Source organism: Prosthecobacter sp., from assembly GCF_029946185.1.
Classification (GTDB): domain Bacteria; phylum Verrucomicrobiota; class Verrucomicrobiia; order Verrucomicrobiales; family Verrucomicrobiaceae; genus Prosthecobacter.
The window spans coordinates 1-13,777 of the sequence record NZ_JAQSEA010000115.1; the positions used below are offsets into that span (position 1 = coordinate 1).

General features: G+C 58.8%; 12 protein-coding genes. 7 read left to right on the forward strand and 5 right to left on the reverse strand.

The annotated features are described in order from the left end of the window. Nucleotides 1-126 precede the first annotated feature (126 nt). On the reverse strand, nucleotides 127-1,965 hold the full coding sequence (htpG, locus tag PSV43_RS09070; protein WP_300195915.1) for a molecular chaperone HtpG: 1,839 nt from the start codon (nucleotides 1,963-1,965) through the stop codon (nucleotides 127-129). Between the two features lie 205 nt (nucleotides 1,966-2,170). Here htpG and PSV43_RS09075 point away from each other — a divergent pair, with 205 nt between their 5' ends. The 5 genes from PSV43_RS09075 to PSV43_RS09095 are packed head-to-tail and all read left to right on the forward strand — an operon-like array spanning nucleotide 2,171 to nucleotide 4,903. After that, nucleotides 2,171-2,608 (forward strand): YidB family protein, encoded by a 438-nt coding sequence (locus PSV43_RS09075; RefSeq protein WP_300195918.1) that lies wholly within the window; start codon nucleotides 2,171-2,173, stop codon nucleotides 2,606-2,608. 41 nt (nucleotides 2,609-2,649) lie between these two features. Beyond that, nucleotides 2,650-2,916: a hypothetical protein gene (locus PSV43_RS09080; protein ID WP_300195921.1), complete on the forward strand. Its 267-nt coding sequence runs from the start codon at nucleotides 2,650-2,652 to the stop codon at nucleotides 2,914-2,916. Further along, a complete protein-coding gene (locus PSV43_RS09085; RefSeq protein WP_300195924.1) occupies nucleotides 2,913-3,323 on the forward strand; it encodes a type II toxin-antitoxin system VapC family toxin in 411 nt (136 codons plus the stop codon). Before PSV43_RS09080 ends, PSV43_RS09085 begins: the two co-directional genes overlap by 4 nt. Before the next feature lie 27 nt (nucleotides 3,324-3,350). Then, nucleotides 3,351-4,541: an ABC transporter permease gene (locus PSV43_RS09090; RefSeq protein ID WP_300195926.1), complete on the forward strand. Its 1,191-nt coding sequence runs from the start codon at nucleotides 3,351-3,353 to the stop codon at nucleotides 4,539-4,541. A 56-nt stretch (nucleotides 4,542-4,597) separates the two neighbouring features. Further along, on the forward strand, nucleotides 4,598-4,903 hold the full coding sequence (locus tag PSV43_RS09095; protein WP_300195929.1) for a hypothetical protein: 306 nt from the start codon (nucleotides 4,598-4,600) through the stop codon (nucleotides 4,901-4,903). A 120-nt stretch (nucleotides 4,904-5,023) separates the two neighbouring features. On the opposite strand, the gene PSV43_RS09100 is transcribed toward PSV43_RS09095, so the two are convergent. From PSV43_RS09100 to PSV43_RS09110, 3 genes are all read right to left on the reverse strand, one after another. Beyond that, nucleotides 5,024-6,805 (reverse strand): ABC transporter transmembrane domain-containing protein, encoded by a 1,782-nt coding sequence (locus PSV43_RS09100; RefSeq protein WP_300195932.1) that lies wholly within the window; start codon nucleotides 6,803-6,805, stop codon nucleotides 5,024-5,026. A gap of 13 nt (nucleotides 6,806-6,818) precedes the next feature. Continuing rightward, nucleotides 6,819-9,002, reverse strand: coding sequence for a hypothetical protein (locus PSV43_RS09105; RefSeq protein ID WP_300195935.1), 2,184 nt, complete (start codon nucleotides 9,000-9,002; stop codon nucleotides 6,819-6,821). A gap of 147 nt (nucleotides 9,003-9,149) precedes the next feature. Continuing rightward, the gene (locus PSV43_RS09110; RefSeq protein ID WP_300195938.1) at nucleotides 9,150-9,659 is read right to left on the reverse strand and encodes a hypothetical protein; all 510 of its coding nucleotides are present in this window, start codon (nucleotides 9,657-9,659) and stop codon (nucleotides 9,150-9,152) included. 152 nt (nucleotides 9,660-9,811) lie between these two features. On the opposite strand from PSV43_RS09110, the gene PSV43_RS09115 reads away from it, so the two are divergent. Next, complete coding sequence (locus tag PSV43_RS09115) at nucleotides 9,812-10,927, forward strand: Zn-dependent alcohol dehydrogenase (protein ID WP_300195941.1); 1,116 nt, start codon at nucleotides 9,812-9,814, stop codon at nucleotides 10,925-10,927. A gap of 389 nt (nucleotides 10,928-11,316) precedes the next feature. Here the strand turns inward: PSV43_RS09115 and PSV43_RS09120 are convergent, their stop codons facing one another. Next, complete coding sequence (locus PSV43_RS09120) at nucleotides 11,317-12,825, reverse strand: N,N-dimethylformamidase beta subunit family domain-containing protein (protein ID WP_300195943.1); 1,509 nt, start codon at nucleotides 12,823-12,825, stop codon at nucleotides 11,317-11,319. Nucleotides 12,826-12,867: 42 nt separating this feature from the next. Between PSV43_RS09120 and PSV43_RS09125 the strand changes: the two genes are divergently transcribed. Next, nucleotides 12,868-13,761: a metallophosphoesterase gene (locus tag PSV43_RS09125; RefSeq protein WP_300195946.1), complete on the forward strand. Its 894-nt coding sequence runs from the start codon at nucleotides 12,868-12,870 to the stop codon at nucleotides 13,759-13,761. Nucleotides 13,762-13,777: the final 16 nt, after the last annotated feature.

Consider the following 13,777-nt stretch of genomic DNA (forward strand, 5'->3'; position numbering starts at 1 on the left):
GGGCCCACCACTCCATGACAGACCTGTCGGGCACGGCGTGATTATTGAACTGCGCAGCGCCCCCGGAAATTCAGAAGGGGATCCATATGATCCCCTTCTGTCAGGCGCTTGTGCTTTTGAGGCTGCTTACGCGGAGAGCTTTTCCATCAGCTTCTGCGTACGCTCGATGATGCGCTGTGGCTCGTCCAGCAGACCGGCGGAAAGCAACGCGTTGTCCAGCATCTGCTCGGCGATGAGGCCGGCAGTTTCAGGATCTTTTTCGCGGAGGGTCGCGAGGTTGCGGACGAGCTGATTGCGTGGATTGATTTCGAAGATGACCTTCGAGCCAGGCATGTCGCCGTCTTTGCCCATCGCCTTCATCATCTGGCGAATCTGCGGGCTCATTTCGCCTTCAGGGGTCAGCACGAGGGCGGGGCTGCCGACGAGGCGCTTGCCGGTGCGGACGGTTTCGACCTGAGAGACGAGGTGTTCCTTCATCCAGTCGCAAAGCGAAGTGGCATCGCCTTCAGCGAGGCTTTCGCCTTCAGCAGAGGACTCACCGAGATCGATATCGGGGGCATTGACGGACTTGAGGTCCTTGTCCTCGAACTTGCTGAGGCTGGAGATGACGTATTCGTCGATGTGCTCAAACATGTAGAGCACTTCAAAGCCCTTGGCCTTGAAAGCAGCAACGTAGGGGCCGCTTTCGATGGTGCTGCGGGAGGTAGACACCTGGTAATAGATCTCCTTCTGCTCCTCCTTCATGCGCTTCACGTATTCGGTGAGGCTGACGGTCTCGCCGGGCTCGGTCATGCTGGATTCAAAGCGGAGCAGCTTGGCGATGGCGTCCCGATTGGTGTGATCGGTGGCGATGCCTTCTTTGAAAAAGCGGCTGAAGCTCGCATAAAACGTATCGTACTTCTTCGGGTCTTCGATGGCCTCTTTGTCGAGGTGCTTGAGCAGGCGCTTGGCGACGACATCGCCAAGCTTGCGCACGAGGGCGCTGTCCTGCATGGACTCGCGGGAGATGTTCAGCGGCAGGTCTTCGCTGTCGATGACGCCACGGACGAAGCGCATCCACTCAGGCAGCAGCTTCTTCGGCTTCGGATCGATGAGCACCTTCTTGCAGTAGAGGCCGACATTGGGCTCCATCTGGCCCATGCCGTAGGATTCCATGTTCTGCGTCGGGGTGAAGAGCAGCGCATTGATGGCGATCGGCGACTCGGCCTGGAAGTGCAGGCGGTAGCTGGGATCATCAAAGGCGTGCGCGGCGAAGCGGTAGAACTCCGTGTATTGCTCATCAGTGATACCGTCTTTCGACTTCAACCACAGAGCCTCAACGGTGTTCACGCGCTCGGTGTCGAGGATGACCGGGAAGGTTACAAAATTCGAATACTTCTCCAAGATCTGCTTCACGCGATGCTTCGTGGCGAACTCGGCGGCGTCTTCCTTCAGATGCAGCACGATTTTGCAACCGCGCGCTTCATCGGCGGATTCATCAATGGTGTAGCTGGTGCTGCCATCGCTGGTCCAGACGAGGTGCTCGCCGTCGTTGCGCCAGGAGTGCGTGTGGACTTCGACTTTGTCGGCCACCATGAAGGCGGAGTAGAAACCCACGCCGAACTGACCGATGAGCGAGGCATCGTTTTGCTTGCCCGCGTTTTTCAAAGCAGCGGCGAAGGCCTTGGAGCCGGAATGGGCAATGGTGCCAAGGTTTTCGACCAGTTCAGCGCGGGTCATGCCGATGCCGTGATCGGCGATGGTCAGCGTGCGGGCGGCTTCATCCGTGGTGATGGTGACTTCCAGCGCGGCGGAGGCGTCGAACACGTCGTTTTCCGTGAGCTGGGTGAGGCGCATTTTTTCCATCGCATCGGCAGCATTGGACACCAGTTCGCGAATGAAGATCTCGCGGTCGGTGTAAAGGCTGTGAATGACGATATCGAGGACTTGTTTGACTTCGGCCTGGAATTCGTGGGTCTGGCTCATGGTTGGGGTTCTAGGGTAAAAAGGTTGGGGGGGGTGGAGAGAGTAGCGGGTGGGTGTGGGAGGTCAAGGCGCGGAGTGGTCAAGGCGGCTGCGCCGTCAAGGGGGGCAAGTGTCGAGCTTAGCGGGATCACGACACCTGACTTCTGGACCTCTTGACGGCGCAGCCTTGACTTTCCGCCCCCCTCCCCCCACACTCGCAGCCACCATGGGACTCTTCGATTCACTCGCCAAAAACGCGCTGGGCAGCATGCTCGGCGGCTCTGCCAAAATGGACCCTGCAGCGATGCTCTCCGGGCTGCTTAATGAAGCGGGTGGCTTGAATGGAATGATGGCCCAGTTTGAGAAGGCTGGCATGGGTGAGATTTTTTCCTCGTGGGTCGGAACGGGAACGAACCTGCCGATCAATGCGGATCAGGTGCAGGCCGCCGTCGGGACGGAGAATCTGCAGGCACTCGGAGGCAAAGTGGGCATGCATGTGCATACGGTGCTGCCACTGCTGACGCAGTTCCTACCGCAGATCATCGACAAACTGACGCCGCAGGGACAGATCCACGAAAACAATCCCAATGGCGGCCAGATTCAAAGCGTACTGACCAGTGTGATCAGCAGCGGACTCGGCGGTCTGTTTGGTGGCGGGCGCTGAACTCAGTAGAAAGCGCGTTGCAAATGCAGCGGATTTCCCGCATGATTGCTATCGTGAACGCCTCCGTTGCCGACTTTTTGCTGAACGCCGCCTCCTACCTGCGCAAGGTGATGGAGGGGGAGCAGGTTTGTCTCACAAAAGAGGGGCATGTACGAGCCCGGATCACTCCTGAGCGTGCAAACATGCCCGAGCAGCCGGTGCGGGAGAAGATCGAGCAGGCGCGGCGGTTAAAAGCACAACTCGCCGCCAAGTACACTGCCGATGATTGGACAGCACATGATTATCTTGAGGCGGGAAGACGCGCATGATGACCTTGGTGGCGGATGCGAATGCGGCTCTGGGAACGGTGCTTCCCGGCCACGACGAGAGGGTGGCGGAAGCATTCCTGCATCACATTGGCAACGGTGATGTCGTATATGTGCCGCCGCTGTGGCTGCTGGAGACTCTCAATGTTCTGCTGGTGCGTGAGCGGCGGAAGAAGCTGGACCCGAGCGAACGAGACCAGGCAATCACCTGCATTCACGGTTATCCAGTGCGAATGAATGAAGAGTCAACGGCACACATTGTTGAGATCCAGCGACTCGCGACAAAACATTCGCTCAGTTCGTACGACGCGGCATATCTGGAACTGACATTGCGCCTGCAATGCTCATTGCTCTCCTCCGACAGTGCTTTGTGCGCTGCCGCACGAGCTGAGGGGGTGACCTTGCTTTAGATGAACCTTTTTTGATTTATCCCGCTCATGCTCCGCCTTGCTCTCAAAATGCTGTTTGGTGACACGGCGAAGTACCTGATGCTGGTGGCAGGTCTCGCGGTGGCGACATTTTTAATGACGCAGCAGACGGCGGTGTTTTGCGGGCTGATGAGCTGGACGAAATCGACCCTGAAAAATGTCCCCGCTCCGATCTGGGTGGTGGAGGAAAAGGTGGAGCAAGTCAATGAGACGAATCCGCTGCTGGACACCGATGTGGCCCGTGTGCGCAGCTTGAGCAGCGTGGCCTGGGCTGCGCCGATCTACACAGGGATCCAGCGCGTGAGGTTGGAGAATGGGAGCTTCAAGATGATACAACTCATCGGCATTGATGCCAACACGCTCGCAGGAGCGCCGGCGAAGATGCTGGAGGGTGATCTGATGAAACTGCGGCTGCCGCATTCGGTGATCATTGATGATCTGGGTGTGACACGTCTGGCGCAGAAACGCGGTGACACGGTGAAGGTCGGCGACATGTTTGAGATCAATGACCAGGAAGCGCGTGTGGTGGGGATCGCCGATGCTGCGACGTCTTTCACCGGCGGTCCTTATGTTTGGACCACCTACGAGCGGGCGCTGCAGTATGTGCCGTCCCAGCGCAAGATGCTGCAGGCGGTGATCTGCGCCCCACGCGAGGGCGTGAGCCTGGATCAGGCGGTGGCGGACATCCAGCGCAAGACGGGCCTGAAGGCGTTCGTGAACCGTGAAGCTGGCTTTGGTGAGTTCTGGGACCAACGCGGCGGTGACAAGACGGACAACTTCAATGTCTCGACGGTGTGGTGGTATGTGAAGAACACGGGCATTCCGATTTCATTTGGCACCACGGTCATCATCGGCCTGCTCGTCGGCATGGCGGTGAGCTGCCAGACGTTTTATTCATTCGTGCTGGAAAACATGCGGCATCTCGGTGCGCTGAAGGCGATGGGTGCGTCGAATGGCACGTTGTGCCTGATGCTCATTGCCCAGGCGTTCACGGTGGGGTTCATTGGCTATGGCATTGGTTTGCTCGGGACGGCGGGGTTTGCCATAGGAGCGATGAAAAACGAGCAGCCGCCTTTCTACATGCCTCAGTTTGTCCCCTTTGCCGCACTGGCTGTGGTTCTGGGCATCTGCACGCTGGCGGCTCTGATGGGCATCTGGCGTGTAAGCAAGCTGGAGCCGGCGATGGTGTTCCGGAGTTAAGAGGTGAGATGTGAAAAGGATTGGGGGATGCCTTTTGCTGGCAAAATTGAATCACAATGAGTCATACTGCAAAATTTTATAAGCTGCCGTGCTCGGATTACTTCAAGGTCACGGAAGACCTCACTCTGGATGGATTTCGAGTGGAACTGGATCAATGCCAGGCAGATGTCTTTGATGATAGATCAGGAGCCAATGTTCCAATCGCTTTTGACTTCGAAGCCCTGAATCAGATTGCAGTTTTTATTTTAAATGGTCGGAAGGAAACCCAAATTCTTTTTGATGCGGTTTGCACCCAATTTCTAAAGCATGGAGCTGTCGAAATTACTGCTGAAGAGTTAGAAATAGAGAGTCAGGGCCAATGAGAAAACACCAGGGATCTGCTACGTCAGGCGAAGCGTGCTGAGAGCATGGCTTCTTGGGTTCAGGCTGATCTTGCACCTGCCTGAACCAAGCCAAGCGTCTCACACCAAGTTTTCGGTGTGCTACTCCAACTGCAGCTTCGCCAGCGAGCCGTACAAACTGCCCGGCTTCGCCACCAGTTCATCGTGGGTGCCGCGTTCGAGAATGGCACCGCTGGACATGACGAGAATCTGATCACAGCGGCGCACGGTGCTGAGGCGGTGGGCGATGATGATGCTGGTGCGGTTTTCCATCAGCTTGTCGAGTGCGTCCTGCACGAGGCGTTCGCTTTCGGCATCCAGGCTGCTGGTGGCTTCATCGAGAATCAGGATGGCCGGATCGGCGAGAATGGCGCGGGCAATGGCAATGCGCTGGCGCTGGCCACCCGAAAGCTGGGTGCCGCGATCTCCCACAAGGGTCTGATAACCTTCGGTGAGGCCTGCGATGAAATCATGCGCGTTGGCTTTTTTCGCGGCGCTGATGATCTCCTCTTCGGTGGCCTCGGGTTTGCCGTAGGCGATGTTTTCTTTGATGCTGCCGCCAAACAAAAGAACCTCCTGAGGCACCAGGGCGAGATTGCGGCGCAGCGTGGTGAGCGACATTTCGCGAATTGGCTGACCGTCGATGCGAATTTCGCCGGTGGTCGGATCATAAAAACGGAAGAGCAAAGACACGCTGGTGGATTTGCCCGAACCGCTGGGACCGACGAGTGCGATGCGCTGCCCGGCCTTTGCCTGCAGATTAAAATCACGCAGCACCACGGCTTCAGGGCGGGTGGGGTAGGCAAAGCTGACATCGTGTATGTCGATCTCGCCTTTGAAGCGCATCTTTGAGGCTCCGACGGTGTCATCCGGCTCGATTTGATCTCGCAGGATTTCACGCACGCGCTCGGTGGCTCCGAGAGAACGCTGGAGCTGGGTGATCAGTTCGGGAAATTGCACGAACGAGGCTGCGATCATGCCGCTGAGACCGGCAAACTGTGTCAGCTCCTCCTTGCCGATACCTCCGTCGTTCAGCATGCGCATGGCGAACCACGTCACGAGGATCAAGGCCACGCTGAAGGCGAAGATGATGAATGCGATGAACGAAGCGCGTGGAATCGCCGCACGCAGCACGGTGCGCAGGTATTCGCTGAGGTTCTTGTCATAGCGGGCCAGTTCATAGGCCTCATTGCGGAAGGCTTTCACGCTGACGATGCTTTGCAGGCTTTCGTCCACCACGACCTGTGAGGAGGCGAGGTTGTCCTGCGCGCGCTTGGTCAGCTTGCGAATGCGTGAGCCGAAAATGGCGATCATCACGATCACCACGGGGATCGTGCCCACCATGAACAGCGAGAGTTTCACCGACATGTTCAGGATCAGCACCAGACAGAGCGTCAGCATCACCGTGTGGCGGATCAGCATCGGGATCGTGACCACCAGCGTCTCGCGCATGGCCTCGACATCATTGGCCAGGCGTGAAGCCAGTTCGCCGACGCGGCGCTGGTTCAGCGTCGTCATCGGCAGACGAATGATGCGACTGAAGGTGTCCAGCCGCAGGGCTGCGAGAGCGCGCTCGGAAGCTTTGGCAAAGAGCAGGATGCGGAAGAAGGCAATCACAGCCTGTACCGCCACGATGCCTACCAAAAACCAGGCGCTGCGGTTGAGTTCAGCCATCCATTCAGGTCCGGTAGCACCACCGATCCCCCGCCCTGCCACGCCGGCCAGTTCTTTGATGAAGACGATTGTCATGCCGCCTGTGATCGCCAGCGCGATGAGCGCCGGGATGAAGACGTTGTAGTGCGGACGCAGGTAGGTCAGGAAAAAGCTCGCGTCTTTCCACGCAGCACGGTCCCACAATTTTTTACTCGCTCTTTCTTCAGCCATGTTTGTTTTTCTTCTACTCCACGCGCACTGTCCAGCGCTGCGTGGGTTTGTCAGTCAATTCCAAGACGCTCAAGCTCTCCGCGTCATCACCGTGATGCCTGCTGCGGGTGAGAAAATAGTCACGTCCGCCGCCGTTGAAGCGCAGGTTCAGGCCCAGCTCGCTGTTGCCATTGCCCAGGGCCCATTCGTGGCGGTAGAGATAGCTTTTCGGCAGTGAGATCGTGAGCCTGCGGCCGCCACCTGCGGAACTGCTGAGTTCTGCCTGAATTTCTTTCGCTTCGAACACCGCGGCATAGCCGCTGCCAAAGGCCCAGGGCGCAATCGGATCAATCACCGCAGCACCATCGGCCGCTTTGCCGGTGATGCGCAGCGCTGCCGTGGCGCCCGGAGTCAAGCGTTCGCCATAGCTGCGTGCGTCGAGGTTCAGCAGCAGCTCAAAGGCATTGCCGCCGCTGTCATCGGTGAGACTGACGCCGGTCAGGTCGAGCGTGAAAAACAGCTTCATGCTGTCAGCATCCGCCCGCAGGGTCACGGCGCTCTGCTGGCCGTCCGCCGCAGTCAGGGGCACGGCTTCTTTGAGTCCCATGTTGCGCGTGATTTCAAGGTTGCGGTCAAAGCTCTGCTTTACCCCATTGGCACTCAAAGCCACCTTCAATGGCAGCACCTGGCGCAACGGTGCCTTCCCATCTACGGGCAGTGGCAGAGCCAGCTTGAGCACCTCCGAACCGCTGACGTCCAGCTCGACTTTACCTGTTTGAGCCTTCCCACCCCAGTTTGATTCCCAGGTGGCGGAGAGCTTGGAACCCATGCTGTTTTCGATTTCGAGTTGAGGCGAGTACTCCGCTTCTTGATTGAATGCCGTGCGTGCATTCCAAGTCATGCTGAACGGACGCAGCGGCACCACGATGTCCTCGATACGCGACTCTTTGCCCGCAACCACCAGAATTGGCAGGCGCATTTTGCCATCGGTCAGCGGCAGATCGCGGGTGGCAGTGAGGGTGTAGTTCAACTTCACCGTCTGTTTCGCGCCGGCCTCTAGCGGGAGTTCGGGATTCGTGTCCTTGGGCTTGAGTCCTGCGGGCACCAGCGGCAGCAGCGTCACGGTCAGGCTATCGCGCCGGGTGTTGGCAACTTCAAACTCCAAGGCCAGCTGTCCCTCCCCCACCAGCGTCGCCTTGGCTGCGCTGATCTGCCATGGGACTGAAGGTGCGCCCTGCATCAGATCCTGAAACAAGATGCGTCCCATTTCCGCGTGCATGCCAGTCGTTGGTGTCATCACCCGTTGGGACGGGAGGAGGTTCAGGAGGCTTTGATACTCCTGCATCAGCGCCGGGAAAATTTGGCCCGCTCCTTTTGTTCCGGGAGGTGTTTCCAGCAGCCGCGACAAATCGCCCAGGTCCGAGAAAAGGACTTCCGCCTTGGCACTGGCCTCACGCAGCACGCTGGAAGGTCCACGGGTAAGCGCCAAACTGGCCTCCTCCGGGTCTGCCGCCTGGGGGATCGGTCCAGCGACGATGACTTCAAGGTTTTTTCCGCGCGCGGTGTCCAACAGACTGCGAAAAGCCACCATCACATCCGCCGCAGACACTCCCGCAAGCCCGTCTTCCAAGCCCTGCGCTAACAACACCACATCCGGCTTTCCTTGAAAGCCTACCGTGGAAAGCGCCGAAGCGGCCGAAATGATGCTGGACGTATACACTGGCTGGATCAAAATCTCCGGCCCTATGACCATGGATTCCTTGGCGCGCAATTTGCCACCAGGCCGCACCACCCGCACGCCGCCGGTGTAGTAAAACTGCGCAGCCAGCTTTTTCGCAAACACACCCGCAAAGCTTTTCAGCACTGGATCCACGCCTGGCTCGGCCTGCGCACCATCCATGATCGCATCTCCCAGCACCACGATCTGCACACGTTCACGCCGCGTGAGCTTCAGGAGCGTCTGCGGGAGAAACTTCCGCCAGCGATCCCGCTGCACGGGCGAAAGATCAAAATAGGTCTGGGGCGGCACAACGGCCGACGGCAGCTTTGCCTCGACGGCGCGCGCCGCTGCCTGCAGTGCCGGCAATTCGGGCAATGTTTCAGCAGCAGGCGCGGAGACCGGCGGCGCCGGTGCTGCCGGAGCCTGTGCCCGGAGACCGGTCACGCCCAGCAGCGCCAGAGCGCCGAGGTGGAGGAATGTCTTGCGGTTGGAAAACATGCGGACGCTATCTCAGCGAGACCGGCGATACCTGCAACCGGGGAGTGGAGTGATGAATGATCTGCCAGCGCTCATGCTGCAAGGACGACAGACCGCAATTCAGCGCCTGATTCCCCCCATTATTGACAGTTCCTCAGCCCTGACTAGTCACTTCTCGACGCCTTTCAGCGACTTCATGAAGGCCTCAAATTTTTCACCCTGCTCTTTCGGCAGCGAGGCTGGATTATCCAAGATGAAATTCGCGATGATCGAGCGGTCCTTGCCAGCTTTGAAAAGAACCATGATGATCACCACCGGGCTGTCCTCAATCGTTCCGGTATAGGTGGCAGTGTAGCCGGTAAGGCCGTCCGAAGTGTGCTCCTTTGCGGCTTCCACTTCCTTGGCATCCTTGAATTCTTCAACCATGGCTGGCAGCATGATTTTAAACACCTCCATCGAGGCCTCAGCCTCGGTTTCGCCGAAATTGATGGAAACGCGCTCGTCATCGGAATTGATGGAGATGCTGCCATCCGCAGGGTCCACCTCGGTCGTCCACTTGGCCGGCACCTCATATTTAAGGACAGGCGCTTTGGCCGGATAGGTAGCTCCATCGGCAGCAGATGCCGGGAGCAGAGAGAGGGTGAGTAGTCCGGCGAGCAGGCAGAGAGTACGTTTCATAGGGTTTTAATGACTGAAGGCGCGCCACCAATAAGTGGCGCGCGGGCTTGACACTTTCAGACGGGGCAAAAGCCAAAGCAAGCTGTTCTACCACCACTCAACTCCACCAACGTATCGCTTGCCCGTGCGCCTGTATGCTCTCTCATCCCGCCATGTCCACCCTCGCCCCAGCCGCCGTTTTGTATGAAGCGAAAAAGCCTCTGCGCATTGAAGAAGTGCGAGTACTGCCCCCGCAGCAAGGTGAAGTGACGGTGCGGATGAAGGCCGCAGGCGTGTGCCACAGTGACCTGCATGTGATGAAGGGCGACCTTTCCATGCCGATGCCGATCATCCTCGGCCATGAGGGCAGCGGGGTGATTGAAGCCGTGGGCGAAGGTGTCACCTCGGTGGAAGTAGGGGACCATGTGATCCTCGTCTGGCGCGGCTCCTGCGGGAAATGCGAGTACTGCAGCAGCGGACGCCCGGCGCTTTGTGACATGGGCACCGCGATGCGCTTTACCGGCCTCATGCCCGATGGCACCACACGTTTTCAAAACTCTGCTGGCGAGAGCATCCGCCACTACGCCGGCGTCTCCGCCTTCTCCTCCCTCGCCACCATGCCGCAGGCCTCGGTGGTGAAGATCCCCAAGGAGTTCTCGTTTGAGAAAGCGGCGCTCATCGGCTGCGGCGTCATCACCGGCATCGGTGCAGTGGAGCGTGCGGCCCAAATGCAGCCGAACAGCACCGTGGCGGTGATCGGCTGCGGCGGCATCGGCTTGAACATCGTGCAAGGCGCCCGGATGGCCGGAGCGCGGCAGATCATCGCCGTGGACAAATTCAGCCGCAAAGAAGGCGACGCCCGCCAGTTCGGCGCGACGCATTACGTGGATGCCAACGCTGGTGATCCCGTGCAGGCCATCAAAGACCTCACCGATGGCAAAGGCGTGGACTACGCCTTCGAAGCCTATGGCTCAGGCAAAACCGCCGAGCAGGCCTTTGATGCGACGAAGAAGGGCGGCATGTGCGTGATGGTCGGCATCACCAGCGCAGCAGATCGCGCCTCCATCAATGTGAATCAGCTCGTCTATGCCGAGAAAACTCTGCGCGGCAGCCTCTACGGCAGCACCCAGCCGCGCACGGAGTTGCTGCGGCTCATTGACATGCATCAGTCCGGGAGGCTGATGCTGGATGAACTGGTGACAAAGCGCTATCCGCTGGAGGGGATCAATGAGGCGTATGATGCGCTGCAGAGGGGTGAGGTGGCGCGGAGTTTGATTGTGTTTGAGTGATTCGGCTTAACGCCGACAACACCATCAAGGCGCGGGTGCGACCACCTTCCCAAACAGCTGCAAAGCAATGCTGGCATACCACAGCGCTGGTGCGCAGACCACGAAACCTATGCCAGTACGCCACCATCCGCGAAGTCCTAGGTGCTGAACGAAGCTACATATAACAGGGATCAAAACTGCAGCCATGCATAGAAGTCCATATCGTTCCTCCACCAGCCTCCAAATGCTGTCCGCCCAAAGCGTGCGATCATCTGAATTGGCCAGAACTAACTGATGCCGGTGTAGAAATAAAACTCTCTGTCGGACTGCCTGATGAGCACCCAGCGCCGCGACAGGCGCCAAAGACCAGACGGCCATTTCGAGCGCTCTCGCAATGGCGATCTCCCATTTCATGCCAGCGCCCTCTTCAAAGCATTCTTCGTGATGCGCTGCACGCGTGCGTCCGGGCCATGGGGGCGTGAGTAGTGGCTCCAGGGGATCATGTGGCCGGGAGGGTCGCTAAGGCCCTGGCTCCAGAAGATGGTGGTGGCGTTGAAGACGATGTTTTTCTTGGGGCCTTCGAAAAGAGTGGCTGCGTATTTGCCGAGGCGGGTGCCGCCGGCCCAGACATTGCCTTCGGCGACGACATCGAGGCCTGCGCGGGCGGTGTCGGGATCGCCATGGAATTCCCAGCCGACGAGGCCGGGGATGCTGTCGCCCTGCTTCATGCCGGTGCCCTCGAAGAGCCAGTGATCGGGCTTGGCGCAGGTCCAGTCGCCTCCGCCGTTGAAGGGGACGATGGTGCGTGCGCCGATGATGTCGCGCTCGTCAGGACCAGGGTTGTCAAAGGGGCCGAGGACTTTGGAATAAGCCTCCTTTTCCTCCTCGCGGAATTCGCCGAAGCAGGTTTCGCGGGTAAGGCGGCGGTTCACTGCACCTTTCGCATTCGGCGTGAAAGGTGTGACCATGTACACGTCATTGGCGGATAGCCAGAGGACGCTGAGACCATCGACGATGGCCTGCTTGACGTTGGCGTATTGGCGCAGGTCCCAGTATTCGTCGTGACCAATGCTGATCATCGTTTTGACGCGTGCAAGGTTGGCGGGATTCAGGTTGTCCACGTTCGAGCAGTAGGTGACGTCGTAGCCTTCCTTTTCCAGCCAGTAGCACAACGGGTATTCCCACAGCAGGAACTCGCCGCTGCCCATGCTCAGCGGGTTGTCGAAGATCTGCACATACTTGCCGTAGGGCCGGTCAAAGCTCACGCTGACTCCGGGTGCGTGCGCGGCACGGGGATCGGTGTAGAGGGATTCATTGACCGGCCAGCGGTTGTAGGCCTGCCAGGTGTTGTCGCTGCATTGGAAGAGGATGTCGGCGGGGCGGTCATCGGTGACGATGAAGATGAGGTAGCTCTGCCAGTAGGGCTTGTCGGCGGCTTCAGCGACGGTGGAAAGTCTCCCGAGATACACGCCGCTGGGCCAGTCGGCGGGGATGGTGAGCGTGGTGGTGGCTTCCCACTGGCATTCGCGGAGGCGCTTGTCGGCCATTTCCGGCACGGGCTGCTCTTTGCCCTCGAAGGGGCCTAGCGTGGTCATCAACCGCGAGCCAGCGCCGTCGTAGTAGCCCATGCGAAAGAAGTCGATGGTGAACTTTGCCACCGGCTTGGTGCTGACGAAGATGTCGAGCTTCTCGCCTGCCTTGACGGATTGCCGTGAGCAGTAGCCTTCGATGAGCGAGGTGCGGTAGGATTTGGCACTGTCCGGGCGCATGCGCGTGAGCTGGAAACTCGCGCCGGGCTTTGCGTTTTCGGTTTTGATCACTTCGGGCTGACGCTTGGCGGCAGGTGCTGAGAGCACGGTGCGAACACTCGTCATTGCAGCGGCGGCGCTGGTGGTCTTGATAAAATCGCGGCGGTCCATAGGCGGAGCAATACGCGAGCGCGACAGCGCGTATAGCAAGCCATGCCAATTCATCTCACTTCACGCCGACAATTTATCGCCCAGATGGGGGCCGCTGCTATTTTCACGCAACGGGAAGCATTTGCCGCCGAGGTGGATGAAAGCCTGATCGCGATCCTGAACGACACGCACATCGGTGGCAAGCACCCAGAGAATTCGCCGATCCCGACTCATCTGCGCGAGACGGTGGCCTACCTTGTGGGACTGCCCAAGCAACCCGCCGTCGTGATCATCAATGGTGATCTGGCTCTCAGTAACGGCCAAGCTGCGGACTACACCCACTTTGCGAAATTGATTGCGCCGCTGCGGGAGGCCGGCATTCCGGTTCATCTCTCCATGGGCAATCATGATGACCGCGATGCCTTCTACAAAGTCCTGAGCGCAGAGAAGTCGGCAAACGCGCCCGTTGCATCGAAGCACGTCGGCGTCGTGCAGACGGCCAGTGCCAATCTGTTTCTGCTCGATACCCTCAAGGCCACGATGGTTGTCCAGGGTTTGCTGGGGCAGGAACAGCGTGACTGGCTGTCAAAAATGCTGGATTCGCACGCAGACAAACCCGCCTTGATTTTTGCCCATCACAACCCGCGCCTCGGTGGGGAGGAAAAACATTTCCCCGGTGGATTGGAAGACTCGGAGCCGCTGTGGGAAGTCCTTGCTTCACGGCCTCACGTCAAAGCCTATGTCCATGGGCACATCCATCACCGAAATTACTTTCATCATCGCGACATTCATATCCTCAACACACCGGCAACCTCCTATGTGGCCAATCCCAAGGACAGCACCACCGGCTGGACCATGGCCCGGCTCAGTCCCACGGGCGGTAGTTTCACCACGCACACGCATCTGCCCGAGCATGACTGGAATGGCGTGAAGGTGGACTTGAAGTGGCGGGTGTGAATGTAGCAAAGGGTCT